General features: G+C 61.2%; 15 protein-coding genes. 11 read left to right on the top strand and 4 right to left on the bottom strand.

Features of this window, described 5'->3' with window-relative positions:
- Nucleotides 1-149: 149 nt before the first annotated feature.
- Nucleotides 150-1,541 (bottom strand): aldehyde dehydrogenase family protein, encoded by a 1,392-nt coding sequence (locus HX881_RS20740; RefSeq protein WP_177086339.1) that lies wholly within the window; start codon nucleotides 1,539-1,541, stop codon nucleotides 150-152.
- Between the two features lie 101 nt (nucleotides 1,542-1,642).
- Between HX881_RS20740 and ptrR the strand changes: the two genes are divergently transcribed.
- Nucleotides 1,643-2,578, top strand: coding sequence for a putrescine utilization regulator PtrR (ptrR, locus tag HX881_RS20735; protein ID WP_042936875.1), 936 nt, complete (start codon nucleotides 1,643-1,645; stop codon nucleotides 2,576-2,578).
- Here ptrR and HX881_RS20730 read toward each other — a convergent pair.
- On the bottom strand, nucleotides 2,495-2,989 hold the full coding sequence (locus HX881_RS20730) for a demethoxyubiquinone hydroxylase family protein (protein WP_085983805.1): 495 nt from the start codon (nucleotides 2,987-2,989) through the stop codon (nucleotides 2,495-2,497). The genes ptrR and HX881_RS20730 overlap by 84 nt on opposite strands.
- Nucleotides 2,990-3,243: 254 nt before the next feature.
- On the opposite strand from HX881_RS20730, the gene dapF reads away from it, so the two are divergent.
- From dapF to HX881_RS20715, 3 genes are all read left to right on the top strand, one after another.
- Nucleotides 3,244-4,059 (top strand): diaminopimelate epimerase, encoded by an 816-nt coding sequence (dapF, locus tag HX881_RS20725; protein ID WP_177086337.1) that lies wholly within the window; start codon nucleotides 3,244-3,246, stop codon nucleotides 4,057-4,059.
- 94 nt (nucleotides 4,060-4,153) lie between these two features.
- Entirely contained in the window at nucleotides 4,154-4,648 is a 495-nt protein-coding gene (locus HX881_RS20720; protein WP_177086336.1) for a hypothetical protein, read from the top strand.
- A 131-nt stretch (nucleotides 4,649-4,779) separates the two neighbouring features.
- Complete coding sequence (locus HX881_RS20715; RefSeq protein WP_017128893.1) at nucleotides 4,780-5,076, top strand: DUF3144 domain-containing protein; 297 nt, start codon at nucleotides 4,780-4,782, stop codon at nucleotides 5,074-5,076.
- 20 nt (nucleotides 5,077-5,096) lie between these two features.
- Here the strand turns inward: HX881_RS20715 and HX881_RS20710 are convergent, their stop codons facing one another.
- A complete protein-coding gene (locus tag HX881_RS20710) occupies nucleotides 5,097-6,158 on the bottom strand; it encodes an alkene reductase (RefSeq protein ID WP_177086334.1) in 1,062 nt (353 codons plus the stop codon).
- Nucleotides 6,159-6,323: 165 nt separating this feature from the next.
- Here HX881_RS20710 and HX881_RS20705 point away from each other — a divergent pair, with 165 nt between their 5' ends.
- On the top strand, nucleotides 6,324-7,193 hold the full coding sequence (locus tag HX881_RS20705; protein ID WP_343054794.1) for a LysR family transcriptional regulator: 870 nt from the start codon (nucleotides 6,324-6,326) through the stop codon (nucleotides 7,191-7,193).
- Nucleotides 7,194-7,199: 6 nt separating this feature from the next.
- On the opposite strand, the gene HX881_RS20700 is transcribed toward HX881_RS20705, so the two are convergent.
- Nucleotides 7,200-7,904, bottom strand: coding sequence for a hypothetical protein (locus HX881_RS20700; RefSeq protein WP_177086333.1), 705 nt, complete (start codon nucleotides 7,902-7,904; stop codon nucleotides 7,200-7,202).
- A 178-nt stretch (nucleotides 7,905-8,082) separates the two neighbouring features.
- On the opposite strand from HX881_RS20700, the gene HX881_RS20695 reads away from it, so the two are divergent.
- From HX881_RS20695 to HX881_RS20670, 6 genes are all read left to right on the top strand, one after another.
- The gene (locus HX881_RS20695; RefSeq protein WP_177086331.1) at nucleotides 8,083-11,007 is read left to right on the top strand and encodes a sensor domain-containing phosphodiesterase; all 2,925 of its coding nucleotides are present in this window, start codon (nucleotides 8,083-8,085) and stop codon (nucleotides 11,005-11,007) included.
- Nucleotides 11,008-11,198: 191 nt separating this feature from the next.
- A complete protein-coding gene (locus HX881_RS20690; protein ID WP_177057986.1) occupies nucleotides 11,199-11,954 on the top strand; it encodes a GntR family transcriptional regulator in 756 nt (251 codons plus the stop codon).
- 407 nt (nucleotides 11,955-12,361) lie between these two features.
- Complete coding sequence (locus HX881_RS20685; RefSeq protein ID WP_246356538.1) at nucleotides 12,362-13,153, top strand: energy transducer TonB; 792 nt, start codon at nucleotides 12,362-12,364, stop codon at nucleotides 13,151-13,153.
- 31 nt (nucleotides 13,154-13,184) lie between these two features.
- On the top strand, nucleotides 13,185-13,883 hold the full coding sequence (locus tag HX881_RS20680; protein WP_017128900.1) for a MotA/TolQ/ExbB proton channel family protein: 699 nt from the start codon (nucleotides 13,185-13,187) through the stop codon (nucleotides 13,881-13,883).
- A 1-nt stretch (nucleotide 13,884) separates the two neighbouring features.
- The gene (locus tag HX881_RS20675) at nucleotides 13,885-14,286 is read left to right on the top strand and encodes an ExbD/TolR family protein (protein ID WP_017128901.1); all 402 of its coding nucleotides are present in this window, start codon (nucleotides 13,885-13,887) and stop codon (nucleotides 14,284-14,286) included.
- Nucleotides 14,283-15,269 (top strand): carbohydrate kinase family protein, encoded by a 987-nt coding sequence (locus HX881_RS20670; RefSeq protein WP_177086329.1) that lies wholly within the window; start codon nucleotides 14,283-14,285, stop codon nucleotides 15,267-15,269. Before HX881_RS20675 ends, HX881_RS20670 begins: the two co-directional genes overlap by 4 nt.
- Nucleotides 15,270-15,278: the final 9 nt, after the last annotated feature.

Genomic DNA, 15,278 nt, shown 5'->3' with positions numbered 1-15,278 from the left:
TGTCGGGGGGAATCTGATCTCGATACAGAGGCAGGTAGTGCAGAAAAATACGGATCAGATGGGGAGGGGAGGTGTTCTGGCGTGAGTTCACGCCAGATCAACAGGGTGGCGAACGGCAAAGCCCGTTCGCCACCGGTACGCGCGTGCCGTCAGTTGCGATCCAGCCACACGGTCTGGGCGTTGCAGAACTCGCGTACGCCGAAGTGCGACAGCTCGCGACCGAAGCCGCTTTTCTTCACGCCGCCAAAGGCCACCCGTGGGTCGGAAGCGCTGTAGCCGTTGATGAACACGCCACCGGTTTCCAGTTCGTCGGCGATCTGCTGCGCCAGCGCGACATTGGCGGTGTAGACCGTCGAAGTCAGGCCGAAGTCGCTGTCGTTGGCCAGTTCCACGGCGTGCCGGGCATCCCGCGCGGTGATGATCGAGGCGACCGGCCCGAACAGTTCCTGCTTGAACGAGGTCATCTGGTCGGTGACATCGGCGAGGATGGTCGGCTCATAGAAGTTGCCATGCCCCGCGATCTTGCCGCCGCCCAGCAACAGGGTCGCGCCCTCGGCCAGGGTGGCCTGGACCTGCTGGTCCAGTTCGTCACGCAGATCGAAACGCGCCATCGGACCCACATAGGTCTCGGCCAGCAGCGGATCGCCGACCACCAAGCGACGGGTCGCCTCGACGAACTTCTCGGTGAAAGCTTGCACCACCCCTTCCTCGATGATCAGGCGCTTGGCCGCCGCACAGACCTGCCCGGTGTTCTGGTAGCGACCGATCACCGCGGCCCGGACCGCCGCATCGAGGTCGGCATCGTTGAGCACGATGAACGGGTCCGAACCGCCCAGTTCCAGTACGCACTTCTTCAGGGCCGCACCGGCCTGAGAGCCGATCGCGGTGCCGGCACGCACGCTGCCGGTCAGGGTCACGGCGGCAATGCGCGGGTCGGCGATGGCCTTGGACACGCCGTCCGGCGTCACGTTGATCACCTCGAACGCACCCTCGGGGAAGCCCGCCTGCTTGAAGGCATCGAGCAGCAGGTAGGCGCAGCCCATCACGTTCGGTGCGTGCTTGAGCACATAGGTGTTGCCGGCCAGCAGGGTCGGCACCGCACCGCGCAGCACCTGCCAGATCGGGAAGTTCCAGGGCATCACGGCAAGGATCGGACCCAGCGGGCGGTATTCGATCCGCGCCTTGCCGTTGTCCACCAGGGTCGCTTCCGGCGCGAGCATGGCCGGGCCCTGGGCGGCGTACCAGTCGCAGAGCTGGGCGCATTTCTCGATTTCGCCACGGGCCTGGGTGATCGGCTTGCCCATTTCCCGGGTGATCATCTCGGCCATTGCGGTGGCGTTGTCGCGCAGCGCCTTGCCCAGGGTGATCAACAATTGCGCGCGCTGTTCCACGGACTTGCGGCGCCAGCTGGCGAAGCCCTTGGCAGAACGCGAGAGCGCGGCATCGAGTTGCGCGGCCGACTCATAGGGGTAGTGACCGATCTGCTCGCCGTTGAGCGGGTTGATCGAGAGCGCGTGGGTCTGGTTCGACACAGTAGTCATGGCACCGTCCTGCTGGGTGGGTAATGAATCCAGCGTACGGGGCTGTTGCTTTTCTGGAAACTGAATAATACTGAGTGAAACGTTCACGATTGGAGAATGACTTGGATCTGGTCCAGTTGGAGATTTTCAAGGCTGTTGCCGAGCAGGGCAGCATCAGCGCCGCCGCGCAGTTGATTCACCGGGTGCCGTCGAACCTGACCACGCGGATCAAGCAACTGGAGCAGGACCTGGGCGTCGAGCTGTTCATCCGCGAGAAAAGTCGCCTGCGCCTGTCGCCGGCGGGCTGGAGCTTCCTGGACTACACCCGGCGCATTCTCGATCTGGTGGCCGAGGCGCGCCTGACCGTGTCCGGTGAAGAACCCCAGGGCCCGTTCGCCCTCGGCTCGCTGGAAAGCACGGCGGCGGTGCGCATTCCGGCGTTGCTGGCGGCCTACAACCAGCAATACGCCAAGGTCGAGCTGGACCTTTCCACCGGGCCTTCCGGGACCATGATCGAGGGCGTGCTGTCCGGGCGGCTGGTGGCGGCGTTCGTCGACGGACCGATCCTGCACCCGACCCTGGAAGGCGTGCCGGTGTTCGACGAGGAAATGGTCATCATTGCGCCGTTGCACCACGCGCCCATCACCCGCGGCGGCGATGTCAACGGCGAGAGCATCTATGCGTTCCGGGCCAACTGCTCGTACCGCCATCACTTCGAAAGCTGGTTCACCGAGGACGCGGCGGTGCCCGGCAAGATCTTCGAAATGGAGTCCTACCACGGTATGCTCGCCTGCGTCAGCGCCGGCGCCGGCCTGGCGCTGATGCCCCGCAGCATGCTCGAAAGCATGCCCGGTTGCAGCACGGTGAGCGTCTGGCCGTTGTCGCAGAAATTCCGTTTCCTGCAGACCTGGCTGATCTGGCGGCGAGGCACCGTGTCGCAGAACCTGAGGGTATTCGTGCAGTTGCTTGAGGATCTACGGACGCATGCCCAGCCAGATCACGGCCTCGGTGGAAGCCGAGACAACGGGTTTCAACAGCCTGTACCACGGATCGCTTGATTCAAGGTGGGCGGTGGACTGATCGTGGTGCTGCTGTTCCTCGACGACGATGGTGGAAATGGCCGTGACCGCTGATGGATCGCTGTCGCGGAGCACCTGTAACTGATGTTCGAGGTGCCTGAGCACCACGCTTTCCACGGCGATGGTGGTGGCAGCGATGGCCTTGCGTCCCAACAGTCCGGTCACCAACCCCAGCATCAGTCCGCCAAAACCGCAGAGCCAGTAGCTGCGACAGTGCGGGCGTCCGCGGCGTTGCAACTCGGCTGCAAAGAGGGCGCGATGCTTGAGTTCATGGCGGCGAAACTCCCTGAGTTCATGGAGCATGCTGCGAGCGGTGAGGTGAGCCATGAGGATTTGCCCTGCGTAGATGTTCACCGCGCCGTGCTCGCCGGCGTGATCGACCTTGATCATTCGACTGCCCATTTCAGTGACAGCGCCAGGTTGTATCGTGGATTCCATGAGTACAACTACCTTGTTGTGAGTTCCCGACGGCGTCCGGAAGGAGGGGCGACCAGGGTATTGGCGGCGGGTGAAGTGTTCGTTGTCGAGGCCTTGAAATCAACCGGCAATTTGCGCCCGAAGGATGACGGGCTGTTCGTCGTGCACGTATGCTTTTCCCGCGTGCGAATCTGCACAAGAATGATGAATAGGTAACAGGACAGCGTATGCCCCTCAGCTTGGTAAAGATGCATGCTCATGGCGACGACTTCGTCATCATCGACCGCCGCGGCGAGGCTGACCCGATAACGCCCGCCGTGGCCCGACGGCTGGGGGATCGCAACCGGGGTATCGGTTTCAACCAGTTGGCCGTCGTGCTCGACTGCGAGGATGCCGCCGCCCGCATCGTGTTCTGGAATCCCGACGGCACGCCTCTCGACACCTGTGGCAGCGCCACCCGTGGTGTGGCCGACACCTTGATGCGCCAGGGTAATACCTCGTCGGTGCTGCTGCGAACCAACCGCGGGCTGCTGAGCTGCGTGCGGCAGGCGGACGGCGGTGTTTCGGTGGACATGGGCAAGCCTTCGCTGCATTGGCAGGACGTGCCGCTGGCCAGGGAAATGGATACCCTGGTCTTGCCGCTGGCGGGCGAGCCGGTGGCCTGCAGCATGGGCAATCCCCACTGCACCTTCTTTGTCGAGGACCTCGCGGCTATCGACATCGCCGCGCTGGGCTCGAAGATCGAAATCGACCCGTTGTTCCCGAAAAAGACCAACGTGCATTTCGTCCAGGTCATCGATCGCGGCCATATCCGCCTGCGTATATGGGAGCGCGGCGGCGGTATTCCACAGGGCTCGGGTTCGTGCTGCTGTGGAGCGGTGGTCGGTGGCATTCGGCGTGGGCTGCTGGACGACAGCGTCGACGTGGAATGTGACGGCGGCACCGTGAACGTGAAATGGGACGGTAGCGGCGGGGTGATCCTCAGCGGACGGGTGGAGAAGGTTTGGGAGGGGACAGTTGCGGAGCATTTGTTGCTGGCTTAGTGTTGCGAGGGTTGAGGAGAGTGGCTATTTGATATCTCGGCAAGTAATCTGCGCGGCGGATCTGCCGCGTGAATTTCTTTTCAAGGAGCCATGATTGATCAAAGCACTCTGTATTGCCCTGACGCTGGTCTGTCTCGCCGGTTGCAGCAAACCAGGACCTGTTGTGCTGGACAAAGCCGGGCATGGGCTGCGGCAGAAACAGCGTCCGCTGATTGTCGGTAAATGGTACAGCGACTCGCCGACCACTGAAGGTGGGCATGTCATGGAGATTGCCGAGCATCGTGCCAATGGCACCTACGTGGTCAGCTTTCGTGTCATCGACAAGACGGGCAAGGTGAAGGACTCCCAGGAAGCAGGTTTCTGGGGCACGGCCGGGAACATCTACTTTACCATCACCAAGGGCTGGATCCAGGGTTCCAAGTTCATCCCGGCCCCGCCAGGCTTGGCTGATCTTGAAGATGCCTACCAGATTCTCGAACTGAAGAATGGGAAATTCCGCTACAGGTCGGTCGAGAACAAGAATGTCTACAGCGCTATAAAAGTGGACGACACCTTCCAGTTCCCCGGCATCCCGCCTTCGAAAGGTTGATGACCCATAGAACCGAAAGCACGTGCGGTGATCAGGCGCGGTGATTATCCTTCACCGTGTTTTTAGCCGCCTGTGTCAGGGCGTCTCCCGTTAGCGGGCAATCATGAAAATGAGCAACGAGATCTCCAGCAATGTCAGAAACCACCGATGATTCGTTCTACGACCGCGCGGACGAGCATATCCATCTGTCCAACGAGCAACTCAAGCGGTTCGACGACTTTGGCAAGGTCAACGCCTCGATGATGTTCGGCACCACCCGCTTCAACGCCTGGGTCAGCGCGCGCGGCTTCAAGTCCGGCGAGGAGATGGCCCAGGCCCGCGAGGCGATGCTGAACTACTTCTGCAATCAGTACCGGATGATGCTCGAGGACAACCTCGACGACCATATCAACAACTTCAGCCAGTACATGGGCGCGCCTGACGCCTGATTACCTTTGATAGGACTGCCTCAGGCGCCGAGCGTGAGGTAGTCGGTGTAGCCCTTCTGATTGCCGCCGAAGTAAGTCGTATTGTCAGCGCTGTTCAAAGGCGCATTGACCTGCAATCGCTCGACAAAGTCCGGGTTGGCCAGGATCATCTGACCGTAGGCTTCCATATCCGCCAGTCCGGTCGCCAGGTCGGCGCCGATTTGCTCCCGTGGCCGGCCCGGACGGTTCAGTATCAGCACGCTTTTCCATAGCTTGCGAATGTCCGCCAGCAGCGTTTCGTTGCCTGCATGCAGGATGTGCAGGTAGGCCAGGCCCAGTTTGTTCAACTCGTCGACCAGATAGCGGTACAGTGCCGGGCCTTCTTCACCTTCATCAATGCCCCACATCGTGATGCCGGGCGAGAGGCGGATGGCGGTTTTGTCGGCACCGATTTCTTCGGCGATGGCGGTCGCGACCTCGATGGCAAAGCGTGCGCGGTTCTCTATGGATCCCCCGTATTCATCCGTGCGGCTGTTTGCACTGGCGGCAAGGAACTGTTGGACCAGGTACGCGTTGGCGCCGTGAATTTCCACTCCATCTGCCCCGGCCTCAATGGCCCGCCGCGCCGCGAGGCGAAAGTCGGCCACGGTCTGGCGCACTTCCTCGGTACTCAGTGCCCGCGGCACGGGAATATCCTGCATGCCGCTGACGGTGAACATCGGCGTATTCGGAGCAATGGCCGACGGGGCCACGCCTTGGCGGTGATGGGGCGTGTTATCCGGATGGGACATGCGTCCGGCGTGCATCAGCTGAATAAACACATGGCCGCCCTTGGCGTGCACGGCACGGGTGATCTCTTTCCAGCCCGCCGTCTGTGCGTCGCTATGGATACCCGGCGTAGTGAGATAGCCCTGACCGTCCTCCGATGGCTGGGTGCCTTCGGTTACGATCAGCCCGACGCTGGCCCGCTGGGCATAGTATTCGGCGGCCAACTCTCCCGGTGTGCCATCGGGTGCTGCCCGGCTTCGGGTCATGGGTGCCATGACCAGGCGGTTCGGCAAGGTGCTGTTACCAACGCGTATCGGTGTGAACAGTGGGCTCATAATGCGATCCTCAAGAGTGTCGGGTACAAGGCCCAGGTGTTCGCGCAACCGATGATTCGACGGCGACCAGCAAAGGGCGCTTGCTGTAGCCGCATCATCCGATCTATTGTTTTTGGGATAAATATGGGTTTATGGATTTGATTGATCCATATATGGAGCAATAGGGTGGAACTTCTCAACGATATGGCACTGTTTGTCGAAGTCGTGAAAGCCAAGGGCTTTCGCGGGGCAGCCGAGGTGCTGGGCATGCCCAACTCCACGCTGTCGCGGCGTATCAGCGCCTTGGAGAAGGCCATCGGTTTGCGCCTGCTGCATCGCACCACACGCCGGGTTGAGGTGACGGAAGCGGGGCAAATCTACTTCGAGCGCTGCAAGCGTATTGTCGACGAGGCTCGGCTGGCCCATGAGCAACTGGGAGACATCGTGGCGCAACCCCGAGGCGTACTGCGGGTATCCTTTCCAGTGGATTTTGCGATCACTTATCTCGCACCATTGATTGCCGAATTCGCCAGCCTCTATCCGGAGATACGTTTCGATTTCGACCTGACTTCCCGTCGCGTCGACCTGGTGAGCGAGCCCTTCGATGTGGCGATCCGGATGGGCGAGTCCGAAGACTCCCAATTGATCGCCCGGCCTCTGCTTACCCTGGTGTCCAGTTTGTATGCCTCGCCGGCTTATCTCGATGCCTTTGGCATGCCTGGCACACCGGCTGATCTTGAACGGCATCAGTGCCTGAATATTCAGAAGAGCGGAATGTGGACCCTGAGCGATGGCGTCCAGACGCGGTCGGTGGCGGCAGCGGGGCGCTATAGGGTCAACAGCGTCGGCATGCTGCGACGGTTGGCGGCGCTGGGGCAGGGCATCGTGTTGATGCCCGAGGAGGTGGTTGCCGATGAGTTGGACAAGGCGTTGCTGTGTCGCGTGCTGCCCGAATGGCAGGGCAACCCGATGACGGTGTATGCCATGACCGAGACGCGACTGCTCCCGGCCAAGACCCAACGGTTTATCGAATTTCTGCGCGAGCGCCTGGGCTGACCCCCATCACTTGGCAGCCGTGTCCTTTGGCGCACCACCGTTGCCATACAGCGCCAGATGGTTGGCGATGCACATATCGTATGCCTCGACCAGGAACAGGTGCGGCTTGGACGCGATGGGCGGAACCAGGCAACGGGTGGTCACGCGTTTGCCCAGCATTTCCGTATCGATATAGATCAGGTTCACCGGCGACTTTTTCGGGTTTTCCTCGGCGCTGAAGTAAGCACGGGTGTATTCCTCATCACCGGCGGTTTTTTCCAACTGTTGACCATCGATCTGGGTGGTCAGTACGTCCCCGGCAGGAAACTCCTTGTCCGCCAGCAGCGCCACGCCGATGGGACCGGTGAACCCGGCCAGCAGCGAAGTCTTGCGCAGTTGCGACTGCAGGTTGGCGTAGGTCACGAAGTGCAGCACCTTGATCGTCGGTTGGTTGCTCAACTCCGGAAATTTCTCATAGGCGCGGTGGGCCAGCAGTCGCGGGCCTGTCGGTTTGGTCGCGTCGTCCGCGACACGATAAATGGCATAGGCACTGCTGGTGATCAGCAGGCTGAAGATTTCCTTTTCACCCTCGCTGTGGGGGCGCAAGTCCTGAACGGTGATTTTGCTGGACTGATCGAGCCCCGGAAATTCCGGCGGTGGCAGGGAGGGCTGGGTGGCGCAACCGGCAATGACGAGAATGCTGGTCAGGAAAAGGGCTTTCAACGCGTGCATGGGACGTCCTGTTGTCTATTGAATGGAGGCATTATGCCATTAATGTGCCCGCGCTTCAGCCAGGCTTGCCAGCAAAGCGAATAAACGATTGAAAAAAAACGCTATAGGCTTTACTTGAGAAGCACATTGCTAGTAATCAGTCAGTGACTATCGCCAGTTTTTGGCTCAGGGAGCGTTGATGAGTGTCCGTCCGTTGACCGATTCCCCGAGGCAATCGAACGATTGCGATGTTGTCGCCTCTCAATTCCAAGGGACTCCGGATACGGTTGGCATGGCCTACGTCGGCAACGAAGATACGATCGAACAGCTGCTGGACTCAGCACGGCACTGGACCCATACCACCGCCTGGGTGGTTTACCGTGCCGGTGAACAGCTGCATCGGGTCGGGCAGGGCGACCCGTCGCTGCCATGGCCTTCAAGCATCGCCAATGACGAGTTCGAGGCCTTTTGTCAGGCCCGCCAGCTGCACCGCTGGCCGACCGGCAGGGGCGAAAGCGTGCTGGGCTGGTTGCTCGCGCCTGCCAGCGAGTCCACGGAGCCGGCGCTCGCCGAGTTCGCCCAGCGCCTGGGCATCGAGGTCCAGACCAATACCCTGGCCCGTGCCCAGATCACCCAGCGTGTGCTCTATGAAATCACCTACCTCGCCAGTTCGACCCGCGACCGCTCGGTGTTCCTGGTGGGCGTTCACCGGCTGCTGGCCAGCCTGATCGACGCCGAGAACTTCTACCTCGCGCTGTATGACCCGCTCAGCGGCAAGATCGACTACCCGTACTATGTCGACATCATCGATGTGGATGCCCTGGAGTCCGAGAACTACGAATACCTCGACATGTCGCACCTGTCCCTGACCGGCCAGGTGCTGACCAGCGGCCAGCCCTTGCTGATCGACTCCGCCGGCATTCTCACAGCCCAGGCCGAGGGGCGTTTTCACTGTGTGGGCGACCGTCCCGAATTCTGGATGGGCGCACCGCTGAAAAACGCCTCGGACGAGGTGTTTGGCATGCTGGCGATGCAGGTCTACGACGTTGCCCGTATCTACAGCGCCGAAGACCGCGCGCTGTTCCTGGTGGTGGCCCGCCACGTCGCCATGGCCCTTGACCGCATCCTGCACCGGGCGGACCTGGAAGAGACCGTGCTGCGTCGCACCCAGGAGCTGTCGACCCTCAACGATGCCCTGAGGCAGGAAGTGCTCGACCGCGAGCGCGCCGAGCACCTGCAGAGCGCGCTGTTCCAGATTGCCGAACTGTCGAGTCAGCCCGGCGACATGGCCGAGCTGTTTCAAACCCTGCACGGTATCGTCGGCGAGCTGCTGTTTGCGCAGAACTTCTACATCGCCCTGTTCGACGACGCCACCGGCGAAGTGACCTTTCCGTACTACGTCGATGAGCGCCAGACGGTCCGCCCGGCGGCACGGCGCGGGCGCCTGGGCTTGACCGAGTACATCATCCGCCAGCGTCGCCCGTGCCTGATCGACGTCGACGAAGCCCATCGCCTGGCGGCGAACGGTGAAATCGTCCTGGGCCACAAGTCCGTCCGCTCGTACTCCTGGCTGGGTATTCCGTTGTTCGAGGGCGATGTGGTGCGCGGCGTGCTGGCCGTCCAGAGCTACACCTCGCAGGTGAGCTACACCCTGCGCGACCAGGAACTGCTGACCTTCGTGTCGCGCCATATCGATACCGCGTTGTCGCGCCGTACCGCCGCCGAAGCCATCCACGCTGCCAATCTCATGCTCGAAGCCCGGGTGCAGAACCGTACCCGCGAACTCGATCATGCCAACGCCAAGCTGCAACACGAAAACTCCCACGATGCACTGACCGGACTGGCCAACCGCACCTACCTGCAACAGCGCCTGAACCAGGCCTGGTCGCGGTTCGACAGCGACGGCGGGCACCTGGCGGTGATGTTCATCGACCTCGACCGCTTCAAGATGGTCAATGACAGTCTCGGCCATCACTTTGGCGACCTGCTGCTGATGCAGGCCGCCGACCGCCTGCGTGGCTGCCTGCGCGACACCGATATGCTGGCGCGCCTGGGCGGCGACGAATTTTCGGTGCTGGCGCCCGAGGCGCCGCTGGAGGTGGTGATCGACATCGCCGAACGGATCCTGGTGGCCTTCGACCTGCCGTTTTTCATCAATGGCCATGAAGTGTTTTCGTCCTGCAGCATCGGTATCGTCAGTGCCGACAGCCAGTTCCACCAAGAACCGGCGGACCTGCTGCGCGATGCCGACGCGGCGATGTACCGGGTCAAGAGCGCCGGACGCGACAGCTACGCGGTGTTCAACCAGGAGGTGCGCCGCGAGGTCTCCGACCAGGTCGAGCGGGAAGGGGCCTTGCGCAACGCTCTCAAGCGCACCGACGAACTGCTACCGTATTTCCAGCCGATTGTCAGCGTCGACAGCGGCGAACTGCTGGCCCTGGAAGCGCTGGTGCGCTGGCACCAGCCGGGTGGCCGGGTGGTCGCGCCGGGTGAGTTCCTGCCGGACTTCGAGGGCCTGCGCCTGATCGGGCGTCTGGACCTGTACATGCTGACCAGCATTGCCGTGATCCTCGCCCAACCCCAGCACGCCAACTGGCCGCCGGTGCACGTCAACTGCTCCAGCTACAGCATGACGCGCCCGGACTTCGCCAGTGAAGTGCTGGCCCTGCTGGCGCGGCACGGCGTCGAGCCGTCGCGGATCTGCCTGGAACTGACCGAAGGCGCGCTGGTGGCCGAACCGGCGATGGCCCGGCGCACCATGCAGCAACTGGCCGACAACGGCATGTCGGTGGTGCTCGATGACTTCGGGGCGGGGTTTTCTTCCCTGAGTTATGTGCACCAGTACCGTTTCAGCGGCTTGAAGATCGACAAGTCATTCATTCTTGAGCTGACCAGCAGTTCCCGCAGTCGGGCGATTGTCCGGGCGATTGTGCGGATGGCGGAATCGCTGGATTTGAGTGTGGTGGCTGAAGGGGTTGAGGATGCCGCGACCTTGGAGTTGTTGCGGGAGATGGGGGCGGGGCAGGCGCAGGGGTATTACTTTGCCCGGCCGATGGGGTTGGAGAGGTTGATGAGGTGTTTTTCGGGTGACGAGCCCTCGCTTTGGTACAAGGCGATCTGTTGAGGAAACGGCTTTCCGGGGGGGCTAGGCGCGATGCGCGAGCAATCAATCTCCATGCGCATTTTTCGGATACACAGCTAGCGCGTTCAGCCATCGCGAGTTGCCTAATAGGGAAAAATTGGATTAACTGGTATGTACCAATTCGGTAGATATAACATGCTGTGTCCGCCAACAGTCATTACGGAAGAGTTAACTTGCCCCTTACGGATCCCATCCCGAGCAACGAGGTCGCAGTACCTCTCTACAAGCAACTGGCCGAGACCCTGCGCCAGCAGATCGAGTCGGGAGAACTGAATGATCAGGAGCCACTGGCGCCGGAGCGAGAGCTTGCCCTGCATTACAAGGTAAGCCGGGACACGGTGCGCAAGGCGATTCGTTTGCTGGATGAAGAGGGGATGATCTACAGCGATCATGGCCGGGGGACGTTCATTACCTCGGCGCCCTTGCGGGACATGGCCAAGGCCATTGGCAGTTTTACCCTCGACACCTTGAAGCGTGGCGGTGTGCCTGGGCAGAAAGTGCTGGTCTTCGAGAAGGTAACTGCGGGTATGGCGATTGGCAGTGTCCTTAATATCAAACCCGATACTGTCCTGCATCATGTCAAGCGCGTGCGTCTGATCGACGGCGAACCTATTGGTATCCAGGATTCCTGGCTGTGTCTGCCCAAGGGCCTGGGGTTTACCCGTGAACAGCTTGAGCGCAAGGGCTCGCTGTATCGCTTGCTGGTCGAGGAGCTGCAGATACAGCCGAGTCTCGCACTGGAGAGTATCGGTTCGATACTGGCCTCGGAGCAGGACGTCGAATTGCTGAACCTGGACAAGGGCGCGCCGCTGCTGCTGTGCGAGCGCGTCACCATGTCTGAAAGGCGGGTGCCCATCGAGTATTGCGAAATGCGCTACGGGCCCTCCTATCGCTACAAAAACAAGGTGACGCAGTGGGGCGGCAACTGAGCCGCCAGCAACCGCACCCTGCCATCAACCTCCCTCAAGGTACGAACCAATGCGCCAGCCACGGGCGCATTGCACGGCAGTTCTGCCGCCTCTTCATCTCCCTGAAATTTCATAAAAACGCAGATTGCCTGGGCAAAAAGCGGGCATGGGTCGTTCGCGTTGCACCGGTTTGTTTCTTTTTTCTTTTATAGGTACGTACCTCTATAAGAAAATAATGTTCATGAAGGGACTTTTGTAGCCGCAATGTCACATTGCATCGGCATATTTCGCATATTCGCCTTGTGACAATAAAGGTACGTACCAATTGGTATGATCGTTGCCTTTGGTCAACAAGGTGCCCGGTGCTCTGTTCGTGTTCGACGAGCATTCGGTTCGTTCGATGTGAACATGGAGACAGGCATTTGCCCATGGCCAACCACTCTGCAAGCCTCGTCCTGGACGATGAAGCTCTTTTCCCCGCGCATGGCGACGAGGCTGCTGCTGTGCCGTTTCGACTGACCGTACTGGACGTACCGGCAAGCGGCTTGCTGCTACGGACGATCATCCTGATGGCGCTGCTTTCCATCGTCGTTCACGGCGCGTTGTTGTGGTGGGGCTATCAGTCCGAAGAGCGCATCACACCGGCCCAACCTCAAGAGATGTCCATCGAATTTGCCGCTGAGGCCGTGCCAGCACCTGCGCCGCCTCCCGAGCCGGCGCCAGAGCCGGTCGAGCAGCCGGTGCAGTCACCTGCTCCAGAAGACGCCGAGGCAGTGGCAACACCTCCCAGACCGGAGCCAGTGAAAGCACAGCCAGCCAGGCCCAAACCCCTGCCAGCGACGAAACATGTTGAGCCGACGCAGCCTTCCACGCTTTCCGCGGCTCCTGGCACAGCGCCAGCTCCGAACCCGGCGCCCGCACCGGCGCCGGTTAAGGAAACTGCCGCTGTCTCTGGCCTTGCGGGCCTTGGCAATCCGGCACCGGCTTATCCGCAGATGGCCCTACGCCGCTTATGGGAAGGCCGGGTGGAGTTGCGTATCAGCGTCACCGCGGAAGGCCGCGCGGCTTCGGTAAGTGTTACTCGCTCCAGCGGTCATGAGTTGTTGGACAGCGCAGCCGTAGAAACGGTGCGTACCTGGAAGTTTTTGCCGGCAAAGCGGGGGGATACGCCAGTTTCCGGAACAGCGACCCAAGTCATCGACTTCAAGTTGCCCAAGTGATCCTGAACCTTTCATTCAAGAGGAAACCTACATGCTCGACTCATTGACTCCGCTGATCGTCCCCGCCGCTCTGTGGGTGTTGATCGCATTTTCCGTTGTCACCTGGGCGCTGTTGATGATCAAGGTGGTGCAGTTCGGCAGGCAGAAAAGTGAAAGCCGGCACTTTCTAAAGGCGTTCTGGGCGTCGCCTGATCTGTCTTCCGCGGTCAAGCAGGCCAGCCAGCTACCTGGCGGTCTGGCGCGTATCGTCGCCTCTGGTGTCGACGCAATGAACCTGGAGGAAAATTCGCGAAGCGCACTGGCGCAGTCCATCGATCGTTCCGAGCGCGTCGAAAGGCATTTGAAACAGCAGATTCAGAAAGAGCGTCGGCACCTCGAGGCCGGGCTTGCGGTGCTTGCCAGTATTGGCAGCACCTCGCCCTTCATTGGCCTGTTCGGGACGGTGTGGGGAATCATGAATGCCTTGCAGGTCATCGGTCAGACCGGTTCCGCAAGTCTTGAGACGGTCGCCGGGCCCATCGGCCACGCTTTGCTGGCAACCGGAGTGGGCATCGCGGTCGCTGTGCCGGCGGTGCTTATCTACAACTTCTTCCTGCGTCGTCTGAAGCTGTCCATCGCTTACATGGACGACTTCGCCCATGACTTCTACAGCCTGGCCCAGCGCAGTGTGTTCACCATCAGCCAGCAGCCGATTGTGCAGAATGCAAGAATCTTCAAGGAGGCGAGCTGAAATGGCCTTCTCGACCCAGGACAGCGACGAAGTGCTCAGCGAGATGAATGTCACGCCGCTGGTGGACGTCATGCTCGTGCTATTGGTGGTGTTCATGGTCACTGCACCGCTGATGACCAACTCCATCAAGGTTTCCTTGCCCAGGACCGATGCCGTGGCGCCTTTGCAGCAGAAGGACCCGGTGACGGTAAGTGTCGACCGCGACGGCAGGCTGTTCCTCGACAAGAACGAGATCGAGGCCGGGCTGTTGGAGGCGCAGCTGGCAACGATCAAGTCTACCGACAGTGAAACCCGCGTGCGTTTGCAGGCCGATACCGCGGTGAACTATGGCGCAGTGGCCAAGGCCATGGCCTCCATCGAGCGCGCGGGTATCACCCGGGTTGCCGTGGTGACCGCACGATGAGCGGCGACATGATCAGGCCCGGCCCTTTGTTTGCCCAACGCTCGGATCGGTCATCGGACCTTTTCACGCTGGGGGATCCCTGTGTCGATATCTACTTTGCGACCCATCAGGTTCCCGTGGCCGGTGAAAAGCGGTTGGGGCGGATGCTCGGTTGCTTCGCAGGCGGCACTGAGTCGAATGTGGCCTGTGCGGCCAGCCGCCTCGGGCTGACGGTAAGCGTCTGCGGTCGAGTGGGGGATGACGTTTACGCCGCCATGCTGCTGGCCGAGTTTTCCCGTTTTGGTGTGAGTACCGCACAGGTGACGCGCACGCCTGGGGCGGCCAGTGCTTCGGCGCTGATCATGGTCCCACCCGATGGAGAGAAGGCCCTTGTCTACAGCCCCATGACCGTGCCACCGGCCCCGGTCGGTGACAGGCTCGGGCTGCTTGAACAGAGCCGGGCATTCTACAGTGCGCCTTATGATCTTCCGCGCTTTCTGCTCCAGGCCGAGGCGGCTCAGGGATTCGGCACCGACGTGATCATCGATATCGAAGCGGCGATGGCCCCTGATACCGAGACATTCCATACGCTGCTCGGCGGTGCGGATGTGGTGTTCATGAACCGCGACAGCTTCAGTGAACTGACCGGGCTGCAACCTTCCATTGAGGCGCTACAGGGGTTGCTTCACTGCGGGCCGCGCCTGCTGATCGTGACACTGGGTGTCGAGGGTGCGATGGCCGTCAGCCGTACTGAAAGCTGCTGGCACGCGGGCTTCCCGCAAGTAGCCGTGGACAGCACCGGTGCAGGCGACTGTTTTGCCGGGGCGTTTCTTGCCTGTGCGCTGCGGGGCGGCACGTTGGCCGAGTCGATGAGTTTTGCCTGTGCGGCGGCGTGTTTCGCCGTGCGGGATTTCGGCGCGCGTAGCGGTTATCCCCGACGCGCCGATGTCGAGAGTCGATTGCGTTCGGCCGACCTTCAACAATTTCCAGCAAGCGTGCGCTGACCGATACGG

Origin of the sequence: Pseudomonas gingeri, assembly GCF_013386115.1 — a bacterium.
Classification (GTDB): Bacteria; Pseudomonadota; Gammaproteobacteria; order Pseudomonadales; family Pseudomonadaceae; genus Aquipseudomonas; species Aquipseudomonas gingeri.
The sequence above is the reverse complement of the archived record's forward strand: the minus strand, read 5'-3'. Positions and strand labels throughout refer to the sequence as shown.

What these genes read in the sequence shown, in the direction of transcription:
- HX881_RS20680 (WP_017128900.1), top strand. Translation starts at nt 13,185, where the DNA reads ATGCTCGACTCATTGACTCCGCTGATCGTCCCCGCCGCTCTGTGGGTG.
- HX881_RS20715 (WP_017128893.1), top strand. Translation starts at nt 4,780, where the DNA reads ATGTCAGAAACCACCGATGATTCGTTCTACGACCGCGCGGACGAGCAT.
- HX881_RS20740 (WP_177086339.1), bottom strand. Translation starts at nt 1,541, where the DNA reads ATGACTACTGTGTCGAACCAGACCCACGCGCTCTCGATCAACCCGCTC.
- HX881_RS20670 (WP_177086329.1), top strand. Translation starts at nt 14,283, where the DNA reads ATGAGCGGCGACATGATCAGGCCCGGCCCTTTGTTTGCCCAACGCTCG.
- HX881_RS20730 (WP_085983805.1), bottom strand. Translation starts at nt 2,989, where the DNA reads ATGATCAAGGTCGATCACGCCGGCGAGCACGGCGCGGTGAACATCTAC.
- HX881_RS20695 (WP_177086331.1), top strand. Translation starts at nt 8,083, where the DNA reads ATGAGTGTCCGTCCGTTGACCGATTCCCCGAGGCAATCGAACGATTGC.
- dapF (WP_177086337.1), top strand. Translation starts at nt 3,244, where the DNA reads ATGCCCCTCAGCTTGGTAAAGATGCATGCTCATGGCGACGACTTCGTC.
- HX881_RS20675 (WP_017128901.1), top strand. Translation starts at nt 13,885, where the DNA reads ATGGCCTTCTCGACCCAGGACAGCGACGAAGTGCTCAGCGAGATGAAT.
- HX881_RS20685 (WP_246356538.1), top strand. Translation starts at nt 12,362, where the DNA reads ATGGCCAACCACTCTGCAAGCCTCGTCCTGGACGATGAAGCTCTTTTC.
- HX881_RS20710 (WP_177086334.1), bottom strand. Translation starts at nt 6,158, where the DNA reads ATGAGCCCACTGTTCACACCGATACGCGTTGGTAACAGCACCTTGCCG.
- HX881_RS20700 (WP_177086333.1), bottom strand. Translation starts at nt 7,904, where the DNA reads ATGCACGCGTTGAAAGCCCTTTTCCTGACCAGCATTCTCGTCATTGCC.